Here is a 10557-nt window from a genome sequence, read left to right on the forward strand (position 1 = left end):
GGTCTCAAGGGATCTGTTGCGGGGGAAAATGGGGTAAAGTCACCAAATTCAACCAAAAAGCAATGATTTGCTGCACCACGGTAAAAAAATCATCCACATTACTAGGTTTGGTGATAAAGCAATTGGCCTGGGCCTGGTAGCAACGGAGGATATCTTGTTCAGCCTGGGAGGTGCTAAAAATAATCACTGGGATCGCCTGGAGGTAGGGATCTTGTTTGATGCGATGGAGGAGATCCACGCCGGATATTTTGGGTAAATTTAAGTCTGAAATGATTAGGGAGGGATAAATCCAATGGCTCTGGTTCTCGGCTGCCGACGGCGCGAGGGCTTGTCCTTGATTGAGGAACTGCCAGGCCTGTTCACCATTGGGGGCTGTTTGGAGGTGCAATTCTGGAAAGTATTCTTCGACGACTTCTGCCATCAACTCCAGATAGCCAGGTTGATCATCCACCATCAGAATGGAGCGTTGGATGGCGGTCAAGGAACAAGCAGAATAAATGGGGGCGTTGGGCGTTTGGGTCAAGGGCGTTGGGGTTAGAAGCCAAAGAAAGGGTCTAGGCTACGATGACTCTAAATTTTTCAAAATATACTATCGATTTCAATGGTATCGAACCTACCTAGGGGCATGACCCTGCGGATGCCTTAAATTTTTCTGTTATTTTGCGGCTAAAGGTGATCGCCCCTCAACTTGCCATTGGTTTATTACTCAATGGTGATAAATGGGCAGCGTAAAGTAAAAAGTTGCCCCTGCCTGGGGTTGGGAGGTGACCCAAATATCGCCCCCATGGATTTTGACAATGCGGTGACAAATGGCGAGACCAATTCCAGTGCCGGGATATTCTTCCTGGGTGTGGAGCCGCTGAAAAATTTGAAAAATGCGCTGTTGATGTTTGGGATCGATCCCAATGCCGTTGTCTGCGACCATAAACTGCCAGTGGTGTTCGGTTTCGGTGACGTTGATCGTGATTTTGGGTTGGCGATCGCCCCGGTATTTAATTGCATTGCTGAGGAGATTTTGCCAGAGGCTTTGGAGTTGACTCCCATCACCCAGGACTTCTGGGAGGGTTTTGGGACAGTGGAGTTGGGTGTGAGTCCGCTTGAGTTTGAGCTTGAGGTTGGCGATCGCCCGTTGGAGACAATCCTCCATAGACACCAGTTCCGGTTTACTTTGACGGGTATTCAGGCGGGAATAACGCAGCAAGTCTTGAATTTGCGTTTGCATCGTGCGGGTGCCCGCAGTGATGTGCTGGAGATAACGTTGAGAACGCTCATCCAGGCGATCGCCATTGCGACGGGCTAGCAGTTGGGCATAATTAGCCACCAGTTGCAGCGGTTCCTGGAGGTCATGGGACGCCACATAGGCAAACTGTTCGAGTTCTTGGTTAGAACGGGCCAGTTCATTGGTGTAATGGCGTTGGCGCTGTAGTAGCTCCGCTTGGTTGAGGGCAATGCAAATTTGATTGATGAGCTGCCGCAGGAGATGCAATTCATCGGCATTCCAAATTTGAGGAAAATGGCACTGCTGGACACAAATCAAACCCTTTAGCCGCGGTTCTCCTTCGGGATCATCCATGGCGCTCACGAGGACAGGTAAAACAGCGTAGGCGACAACGCCATATTCCCGGAGCATAGCATCGTGGGCCGGGGGAAACTTCGCAGCTTCTACGTCGATGCAGGTCTGGAGTTCTCCCTGGCGAAATAGATCAAAATCGCCCCGGTTAAAGGCCGCCAGGGGAAACCGATGGTGGAGCATCGAGCGGACATTGGGGTGAGTCGCCTCCGCCGTCACTTTACCTTCAGTTTCATTTAAGATCTCCCAAAAAATCACCCGGTCGGCTTGGAGGGTTTTGCGGAGTTCCTGCACCGTCGTGGTTAACATTTTGTCCATGTCCCAGGAGCGCAAAATTTTAACCGTCAAGGAAGCCAACATATGTTGATGGCGGCTGTAGCGCATTTTGGTCAGTTCCAGTTGACGTTCTTCGGTGACATCCCGGGCGCTGCCTTGGATCTGTTGGATGGTGCCCTGGCGATCGCGGATCGGGATCAGACAAGTTCGCCAAATTTGGGTGCAGTCGGGAAGTTCGAGCACTTCTTCAAACAACAGCGTTTCACCAATTTCGAGGCAACCCTGGAAAGAATCACACAGTTGTTGCGCCAGCTTTTCGGGAAAGACGGTTTGGGGCGATTTTCCGATAATTTGCCGGGGATAAACCCCCATTTTTTCGCAGTAGGTGGGGTTGACCATTTCAAAGGTAAACTCAGTCACCAATTCGGTCAGGTCAACGGGAGCCGCAGCAGTAATGGCGATCGCTCGGTGGACACGGATCAAAAAAATGGCCTCCGCAGAATGGGTCACAATCCCGGCGTAGAGTGCTTCGGAGGCTTCTAGTTCCCGTTGGGTAGCAGTGCGGATCAAATTGTGGTGAAGCAGTTCCGCCGCCATCTTCAGGGTTTGAATTTCGAGGGCCGACCAGGGATGAGCGCGGGGAGCTTCGCTGGTGAAAATTAAATGCCCCCAGTGGTGGCCTTGGTGGTCAAAAATCGGTAGCCCCAAAAATGCCTTGACCTCCAGAAATTCCAACAGGGGAACTAATTTCGGGTCTTGGTTTTGGTGGGCGATCGCCACGACATCACCAAGCTCTAGGAGTTGCTGCCACCAGTGGAGGGGAAATTCTGCGACCTTTTTTTGGCAAGGAGGAGAACCATCATAGGACCATTGTTCAACAATGTTGGGGGGCGAATTAATCTGACCTGCCCCATCCCAATGCCATTGAAAAATAGTGATCCGCTCCATCTGGAGGTGGCGTCCCAGGATTCCCAAGGCCTTATCTAGGGTGGCTTCAGGACGGAAAAGGGCCTGGGAAAATTTGACCAGAATAGTGGTGAGCTGGAGATGGGTTTCTAGGGGACGGGGGGCTGGCTGACGCACCAAGTCGGGGGATTTTTCCTGGAGCACAGCCCGAAAACCGAGTTCGAGGGTCAACGGCGATAGCTCTCCGGGGGGAATTGCGATCAAGCCAGGTTGCTTGGGGAGCGGGGCTGCGGTAACGACCACCACCGGGAGTGCCAGGGCCAAGCTTTGATCAAGCCATATTTCGGTTAGTGCCTCAGGACAAAAGAGAATGATCAAGTCGGCGGGTTCTAGGGGGGTCACAAAGGGTTGCGATCGCCAACTCAGATCCCACCGAGAAATTTGCTCTAGGCAATCCTCCAGGGGCGATCGCCCTAAATCTTCCCCTACAATCAAAATATGGAGTAATGACTTTGTCAGGGTTGATGCTTGTGCCAGCGGAAGATACGTCATTGGCCCGGTTGAGATGGATAAGTGCTCATCCCCATTGTCGCGCCTAATTTTAAAATTGCCCGCTGCCCCATTCTCTGTTCTGTTTCGCCATGTCCCCAGAAAGTTTGCCCCTGATGCCACCCGGTGAACCAGGCGATCGCTATCTTTTAGTTTGCCAGCACCGGAGCTGCCGTGAGCGAGGGAGTGCTTTTGTTCTGCAAGCTTTTCAGCAAATGTCCCTACCACCACAGGTTTTTGCGATCCCAAGTCCTTGCCAGGGCCAATGTCATTTGGGCGTGACCGCGCGCTTGGTGCCCACAGAAGTATGGTATTGCCAAGTTACTCTTGTCGACGTGCCTTATATTTGCGCCGCGCTCCACCGAGACGATCCCCTAGGACATCAAGACATTGCTAATCCTGTGCGAGCAAAACTCAACCCCAGAATCCATCCCCCAGGGTCGTTGATTTAGGAGGTAACGGCTTCCTGGGCGTTTTTCTGACGATGTTGCACCTCCAAATAAACCAGCAACGCATTAATATCTGCCGGGTTGACGCCGCCAATGCGTGTGGCCTGACCAATGGTGAGGGGGCGCACCTTATTTAATTTTTCCCGGGCTTCCATCGACAGGGTTTCCACCGTCAAGTAATCCAAACCTTCCGGCAACTTCCGATTCGCATGGCGGCTAATTTGGTCAATTTGGTTTTGTTGCCGCTTGATATAGCCAGAATATTTAATATCAATTTCTGCCCCTGCTTGCTCTGCCTGGGTGAGCGCCTCATTCCCCAAGCCATAACTGGCGAGATCGGCATAGTGGAACTTGGGTCGCCGCAATAAATCCGCTAAGGTCACAGAACTTTTAATTTTTTGGCCCGTATCCGCCGCAATTTTCTGGCCCAAGGGATCCAATTCTTTGACCCGCTCCGTGTGGAGTCGTTCTTTTTCGGCAGCAATATTTTCCTGCTTCGTTTGGTACAAGGCCCAACGGCGATCGCCAATTAAACCAATCTCCCGGCCCAGGGGCGTTAACCGCTGATCAGCATTATCGGAACGGAGAATCAAGCGATATTCCGAACGGGAAGTCAGCATCCGGTAGGGTTCCCGCAAATCCTTTGTACACAGATCATCAATCAAAGTACCTAGATAGCTTTGTTCCCGGGGAAAAACAACCATGTCCTGACCCTGGGCAAATTTCGCCGCGTTGATACCTGCCACGATCCCTTGGGCTGCTGCTTCTTCGTAGCCCGTGGTGCCATTGATTTGTCCCGCTGAAAATAAACCTTCGACGCGCTTGGTCATCAGGGTGGGGTAACACTGGGTTGCGGGTAAGTAGTCATATTCCACCGCATAGGCTGGGCGGAGCATCACACAATCTTCCATCCCCGGCAGACTTTGGAGCATCTGTAACTGGAGACTTTCGGGCAGTCCCGTCGAAAAACCTTGGATATAAAGCTCTGGAATCGTGCGCCCTTCCGGTTCAATAAAAATTTGGTGGGAATCCTTATCAGCAAACCGGACAATCTTGTCTTCAATGCTCGGACAATAACGGGGGCCTTTGGAATCAATGAAGCCACCATAGATGGGAGACAGGTGCAGATTGTCTTTAATCAATTGATGGGTCTTTGGGGTTGTTCGAGTCAGGTAACAGGGCATTTGTTCACGCTCTACCCAGGCTTCGGGATCAAAGCTAAACCACCGTACCTCTTCGTCTGCCGGTTGAATTTCCATTTTGCTGTAATCAACCGAACGGCGATCCACCCGGGCGGGGGTGCCTGTTTTTAAGCGCCCCGTCTCAAACCCCAACTCGTTTAAGGTTTCTGTCATGCCCACTGCTGCAAATTCCCCGGCTCGGCCCGCAGGCATCGATTTGTTCCCAATCCAGATCGTTCCCCCAAGGAAAGTCCCCGTTGTTAGGACAACGGCCTTGGCCCCAAAACAAGTCCCAAAATAGGTTTGAATCCCACAAATCTCATCGTTGTTGCCTAACACAAGATCCGTCGCCATCCCCTCACGAATCACAAGATTATCTTGGTTTTCAACGATATTTTTCATCACTGCAGCGTACTCGCGCTTATCGGTTTGGGCGCGCAAGGCCCAGACGGCTGGCCCCCGGGACGCATTGAGCACCCGCTTTTGGAGATAGGTGCGGTCTGCCATCTTACCGATTTCCCCCCCCAAGGCATCCACTTCGTGGGTTAGCTGGGATTTTGCGGGGCCGCCCACGGCGGGATTACAGGGTTGCCAGGCGATTTTGTCGAGGTTGAGGGTCAACATCAGCGTGCGGCAGCCTAAACGGGCCGAGGCCAAAGCCGCTTCACAACCGGAATGGCCAGCACCAATGACAATGACATCAAACTCATCTTGAAAATCAACGGGGGTTCGCAGCATTGTTTTGTTTTGGGGAATGATGGGTTAGGACTAGGGATTCAATATTCTATCAAGGCAAGGCAGATTGTTCGCTGGGCAAAGTATGAGTTTAGCCCCTGAAATTTTGAGGATATTTTTGGGTTTGATCGGGATTGTTTTCTACATTTCGTAGCCAAATTTGTTGGGATCAACGGCGGTTAAATCAATATCAGCGAGGCCATATTCTGCCCAACGGCGATCGCACCTTTCGGCAATCTTAGGATCGGACTCAAGGACTTCACCCCACTCGTGGTCAGTTTCGGGGGGGATTTTTGTCGTCGCATCAATGCCCATGCGGCCGCCCATACCGATTTTTTCGCTGGCAAAATCGAGGGTATCGAAGGGGGTATCCGGCAGGATAAACACATCCCGCACGGGATCAACTTTAGAACTGATCGCCCAGACAACTTGACGGGGATCGCGGATATTTACATCTTTATCCACCACAATCACAAATTTCGTATAGGTAAATTGGGGCAGGGCACTCCAAAAGGCAAGGGCAGCGCGACGGGCTTGGCCAGGATAGGCTTTGTCGATGGAAATAATCGCGGCCTTGTAACTGAGGGCCTCCATCGGCAGGAAAAAATCGACAATCTCGGAAACCTGTTGCCGCAGGATCGGCGTATAAATCCGGTTCAAGGCGATCGCCATCATCGCTTCTTCTTTGGGAGGGCGACCGCTAAAGGTGGCCAGATAAATCGGATCCTTGCGGTGGGTTAGGCAGTGGAAGCGCACCAGGGGAGAATCCTCGACGCCGCCGTAATAGCCCATGTGATCGCCAAATGGCCCATCGGGTAGCATTTCCCCAGGAGTAATCGTGCCTTCGAGGATAAATTCCGCATCGGCAGGGACTTCGAGATCGACGGTTTTACATTTGGTCAATGCCACCCCAGAACCGCCATATAGCCCCGCAAACAGCCACTCTGATAAATCCACGGGGATCGGCGTTGCCGCCGCCATGATCAAAATTGGGTCAATACCAACGGCGATCGCCACCTCTAATTTTTTGCCATTTTCTGCCGCCTTCCGCAGGTGACGTGCCCCACCCCGCACCGAGAGCCAATGCACCGTCATCGTATTTTTCGATTGCAATTGCAGGCGATAAACCCCCACATTGGGCACCCCCGTTTCACAATCTTTCGTAATCACCAAGCCGAGAGTAATATTTTTCCCCGCATCCTTCGGGTAGGGGCGCAACATCGGGATCAAACCCAGATCTAATTCTTCCTGCTCAACGACCACCTGCTGACAAGGGGGAAAAAAGCTACCACCGGGTTTCGCCTTCAGCACATCAAACAGCACTTTGCCGAAATCAATGGCCTGGGAAATCTTTTTCGGGGGTTTCGGCTGTTGGAGCATCGCTAATTTGCGGCCTAGATCTTCCAATTCTTCGGGCTTTTCCATTTTCATCGCCCAACAGATGCGCTCCACTGTCCCCAACAGATTGACAACCACCGGAACGGAAGTCCCCCGCACATTCTCAAATAACAACGCCGGGCCACCCACCTGGAGCATCCGGTTTGCAATCTCGGCAATTTCTAGATCCGAATCCACCAGAGCTTTAATGCGGCGCAGTTGCCCCCGTTCTTCTACCAATTTGATAAATGCGCGTAAATCCCGTGCCATGTCTGCCGTCTGAAAATGAGTACGTCATATAGCTTAACGGTTTTGATACTTGCAGGAGAGAATACCTTGTTGTTTTTCAATGGTATTCATAAAAATATGATCAAGCTTCTTACTCAATTAGTCTTGATGCTTGTCAATTAATATACATATACTGTTTGCTGTAAGTAAGATAAGATAATCGGTGTGTTCTTATGGATTTATTGAAATCATGAACTTTATGACTTTTTTTATGCGGAGATAATATGAAAAATCGTAAAAATAAGATTTCTTTTTCAATCGTTGTCCTGCTTATTTGTGTTGTATTAGGGAGTTGTAATGAACAGAAAAATACAACTACATCGGCATCAACGCCAGTACCCAGAACGAATACTTCACCCACAGTTCCTGTTAGTTCTTCTCCCATCCCTGAACCTGCACAAGAATCTGCTCCTCAGCCTGATCCATTCCAAGAAGCTCTAAATGCAGGTATGGATGCTGCAAAATTTGCTTCGATTGCTCAAGATGAAGCCGATTGGAAAACTGTTGTAGATCTCTGGTTAAAAGCAGTGCAATTACTTGAGAAAGTACCAAAAGATCATAAGGATTATACTTTGGCACAGCAAAAGCTCATTGAGTACAAAAAAAATGCTGATCTTACAAAAAACAAAGTACAAAAAGTTGCTGAAGGAAACAATCAACTAGTGTCAGCTTCTTCTCCTAGTTCTCCAGATTCAACAGCCTCTCAATCTCAACCAAAAGCAGTGCCATCACAACCTAAACCTCAACAGCAAGAAATGCCTGTCGATATGGCTAAACAGTTGTTGAATACTTGGATAAATGCAATCACAAAAGAGGGTGATGATGGAACGCGCTACTGGTGCAGTCAATATGCAATTCTTCAATCCAGTCTTTTTGCTCCTCGTAAAGTTGAGATTCTTGATTATTTTACAAGTGGAGATATTGCAAGAGTAAAGCTCCGTATTGAATCCAGTAATAAAGGAGGGCAAGCAATTATTGCTGATTGGAGTTTGGGAATGACCAAAGAAGAAGATGCTGAAAGAGCTAAACAACTGCCGGGTGGATGGTGTATAGCAGATCTCAGCAATTACAATTAAGTACCTGCTGATCAAGAAACAAGAGTGATCTCTGAACTGTAAGGTTTTTTAATAAAAAACAACGCATCTTTTTGATGATTTATTTGAGATAAATTTACCAAATATTAATTTGTAAAAAAACATGAAACGTAACTGGGATTTACTACGTTGGATACTAAATCAAGCCGAATCTTGTGATGCTGGATATCCAATTGTGGTTACTGATAAAGCACAATATTCATCGCGGCATTATAAACTGAATATTGGTGAACATAACTTTGAAGAAGTATGTGAACATATATTGCTTCTTGGTGATGCTGGTTTCGCAGAAGTACGAGATCTTGGGCGAGGATTTGATGCTCCTTCTGGAGTTGTGATTGACCGATTGACAATGACGGGTCATGACTTTCTAGATACCGCACGGGATGATACCCGATGGAAAAAAGTCATGGCAATAGTACAAGAAAAAGGTGGTGCAGTCACAATCGGAGTTTTGATACAAATTCTTTCCACTCTCATGAAACAATCATTTGGATTATAAGTTGATCGCCTAATTACTGGTTTGTTCATGCTAGACTCTAGATAAATATTGAGATAAAGCGATATGACTGCTTTAGCCCAAGAAATTCTCTATGATTTTGATCAATTACCCAGTTCTGAACAGTTGGCGATCGCCTCTAAAAAGAGGATTCTAAATTAGATCATTTTTAGCCAATAAAAAATCTGATCGACACTGAGCTTGATATCTAACTCTGGTAAGACAGGAACCTCTTGATCCCCTTGGAATAAGATGGGTTGTTGCTGGGGTTCTAAAAACAAAATACTAAGATCATCTGGGTCAATAAACCATCCCAAACGACTGCCATGTTCCAGGCAATAGAGAATATTACCAAGAACCTTATTCGCTCTTTGGTCTGGGGAAAGAATTTCGATCGTCCAATCTGGCGCTAGATCAAAATTATCGGGAACGCTGCCAGTTGCGGTAAAGGGAATTCGATCCCACCGAAAAACTGCAATATCAGGCACGATGGAGCGTGTACCAAAGCTGCATCTTAATTCAGGGAAAGCATAGGCAATTTTTTGGTCTTCTGCGACCTGATTAATCACAGCACAAAGTTTTCCTTGTAAACGGCTATGCCTTCCTTTTGGCATCGGCTTCTGAATGACTTCTCCATCAATATATTCGCTGGCAGGTGTTGTTTCTGGTTGCTGTAAAAAAGCTTGGAGGGTTAGTCTTTGGGCGAGGGTGTCTACCATACCAAGCACCTTGATTCGTTGATGATGTTTCTTTAATCCTACTCAATTCTGCAAATGTTGCTTTTGACTTCAAGCATTTGAATTGACTAAGACCACAAAGCACGCCAAACAAATTGTGGTAACGCCAACATCCGTCGCCAACGCCAAGGTTCCTGATAAAGACGATAAAGCCACTCCAAATGAAGTTTTTGCCACAGTTTCGGGGCGCGCTGTTTGACGCCAGCCCACACATCAAAGCTTCCCCCTAGACCGATCCAAGTGCTGTGGGGACAAAGGTGGCGATGTTCTTCGATCCAAAATTCCTGTTTCGGGACACCGAGGCAAGTAAAAATGAGTTGGGGTTGCAACTGCTGCAACTGATGCTCCCAGTCCGCCGCCATTTCTGAGTTGAGATAGCCGTGCTGGGTCGTGATATCTAAATCAGGATAACGTTTGAGCCAATTTTCCTTTGCTTGGTCGGCAATCCCAGGGGAGCCACCAAAAAAGACGACGCGCCAATCATGGGCCGCAGCCTGGGCTAACAGTTGTTCTGCGAGTTCGATGCCGGGTACTCGGTGTTGTTTTTTACCCTTGAGCTTGAGGTAGAGGACGATCCCTGCGCCGTCGGGAATAATCAAATCTGCCTGCTTAATCACCTTGGCGATCGCCTTGTTTTTTTCCGTCATCATCGCAATTTCGGCGTTGAGGGTGACCACGTGCGTTCCCTGATGGTGCTGGATCCGCTCAGTCAGCCATTGGCAATAGTTGGGGTGTAGATGTACCAACACCTGAAATACAGGGACACTCGGCAGAAAAGATTCAGCAGTCAACATAGACGAACGTCAACACCTTAGTGAAATAGACAAAAAATTAGGCGTCAAGATATAGCATCCACTCTAGCAGGCTATTGATCGCGCTTGTCTAAAGTTCTCAGG

9 protein-coding genes are annotated in these 10557 nt (G+C 48.8%); 3 read left to right on the forward strand and 6 right to left on the reverse strand.

Annotated elements, in window-relative coordinates:
• Nucleotides 1-4 precede the first annotated feature (4 nt).
• Both AACQ84_RS05645 and AACQ84_RS05650 read right to left on the reverse strand, forming a co-directional pair.
• On the reverse strand, nucleotides 5-523 hold the full coding sequence (locus AACQ84_RS05645; RefSeq protein ID WP_049761576.1) for a response regulator: 519 nt from the start codon (nucleotides 521-523) through the stop codon (nucleotides 5-7).
• Nucleotides 524-706: 183 nt separating this feature from the next.
• Entirely contained in the window at nucleotides 707-3304 is a 2598-nt protein-coding gene (locus tag AACQ84_RS05650) for an ATP-binding protein (RefSeq protein ID WP_083764435.1), read from the reverse strand.
• 89 nt (nucleotides 3305-3393) lie between these two features.
• On the opposite strand from AACQ84_RS05650, the gene AACQ84_RS05655 reads away from it, so the two are divergent.
• On the forward strand, nucleotides 3394-3753 hold the full coding sequence (locus tag AACQ84_RS05655) for a (2Fe-2S) ferredoxin domain-containing protein (RefSeq protein WP_049761580.1): 360 nt from the start codon (nucleotides 3394-3396) through the stop codon (nucleotides 3751-3753).
• Here AACQ84_RS05655 and mnmG read toward each other — a convergent pair.
• Nucleotides 3750-5669: a tRNA uridine-5-carboxymethylaminomethyl(34) synthesis enzyme MnmG gene (gene mnmG / locus AACQ84_RS05660; RefSeq protein WP_012306735.1), complete on the reverse strand. Its 1920-nt coding sequence runs from the start codon at nucleotides 5667-5669 to the stop codon at nucleotides 3750-3752. The two genes, AACQ84_RS05655 and mnmG, sit on opposite strands and share 4 nt — an antisense overlap.
• Nucleotides 5670-5807: 138 nt before the next feature.
• The gene (locus tag AACQ84_RS05665; protein WP_012306736.1) at nucleotides 5808-7313 is read right to left on the reverse strand and encodes a UbiD family decarboxylase; all 1506 of its coding nucleotides are present in this window, start codon (nucleotides 7311-7313) and stop codon (nucleotides 5808-5810) included.
• Nucleotides 7314-7555: 242 nt separating this feature from the next.
• Here AACQ84_RS05665 and AACQ84_RS05670 point away from each other — a divergent pair, with 242 nt between their 5' ends.
• Both AACQ84_RS05670 and AACQ84_RS05675 read left to right on the forward strand, forming a co-directional pair.
• A complete protein-coding gene (locus AACQ84_RS05670) occupies nucleotides 7556-8407 on the forward strand; it encodes a hypothetical protein (protein WP_012306737.1) in 852 nt (283 codons plus the stop codon).
• Nucleotides 8408-8528: 121 nt separating this feature from the next.
• Nucleotides 8529-8927: a DUF2513 domain-containing protein gene (locus AACQ84_RS05675; protein WP_012306738.1), complete on the forward strand. Its 399-nt coding sequence runs from the start codon at nucleotides 8529-8531 to the stop codon at nucleotides 8925-8927.
• Nucleotides 8928-9082: 155 nt separating this feature from the next.
• Here the strand turns inward: AACQ84_RS05675 and AACQ84_RS05680 are convergent, their stop codons facing one another.
• On the reverse strand, nucleotides 9083-9643 hold the full coding sequence (locus AACQ84_RS05680) for a Uma2 family endonuclease (protein WP_012306739.1): 561 nt from the start codon (nucleotides 9641-9643) through the stop codon (nucleotides 9083-9085).
• A gap of 86 nt (nucleotides 9644-9729) precedes the next feature.
• On the reverse strand, nucleotides 9730-10455 hold the full coding sequence (locus tag AACQ84_RS05685) for a WecB/TagA/CpsF family glycosyltransferase (protein ID WP_012306740.1): 726 nt from the start codon (nucleotides 10453-10455) through the stop codon (nucleotides 9730-9732).
• Nucleotides 10456-10557 lie beyond the last annotated feature (102 nt).

Source organism: Picosynechococcus sp. PCC 7002 (assembly GCF_963860125.1).
In the GTDB taxonomy this organism is placed as follows: domain Bacteria; phylum Cyanobacteriota; class Cyanobacteriia; order Cyanobacteriales; family MRBY01; genus MRBY01.

What these genes read in the sequence shown, in the direction of transcription:
- AACQ84_RS05680 (WP_012306739.1), bottom strand. Translation starts at nt 9,643, where the DNA reads ATGGTAGACACCCTCGCCCAAAGACTAACCCTCCAAGCTTTTTTACAG.
- mnmG (WP_012306735.1), bottom strand. Translation starts at nt 5,669, where the DNA reads ATGCTGCGAACCCCCGTTGATTTTCAAGATGAGTTTGATGTCATTGTC.
- AACQ84_RS05655 (WP_049761580.1), top strand. Translation starts at nt 3,394, where the DNA reads ATGTCCCCAGAAAGTTTGCCCCTGATGCCACCCGGTGAACCAGGCGAT.
- AACQ84_RS05650 (WP_083764435.1), bottom strand. Translation starts at nt 3,304, where the DNA reads ATGACGTATCTTCCGCTGGCACAAGCATCAACCCTGACAAAGTCATTA.
- AACQ84_RS05685 (WP_012306740.1), bottom strand. Translation starts at nt 10,455, where the DNA reads ATGTTGACTGCTGAATCTTTTCTGCCGAGTGTCCCTGTATTTCAGGTG.
- AACQ84_RS05665 (WP_012306736.1), bottom strand. Translation starts at nt 7,313, where the DNA reads ATGGCACGGGATTTACGCGCATTTATCAAATTGGTAGAAGAACGGGGG.
- AACQ84_RS05675 (WP_012306738.1), top strand. Translation starts at nt 8,529, where the DNA reads ATGAAACGTAACTGGGATTTACTACGTTGGATACTAAATCAAGCCGAA.
- AACQ84_RS05670 (WP_012306737.1), top strand. Translation starts at nt 7,556, where the DNA reads ATGAAAAATCGTAAAAATAAGATTTCTTTTTCAATCGTTGTCCTGCTT.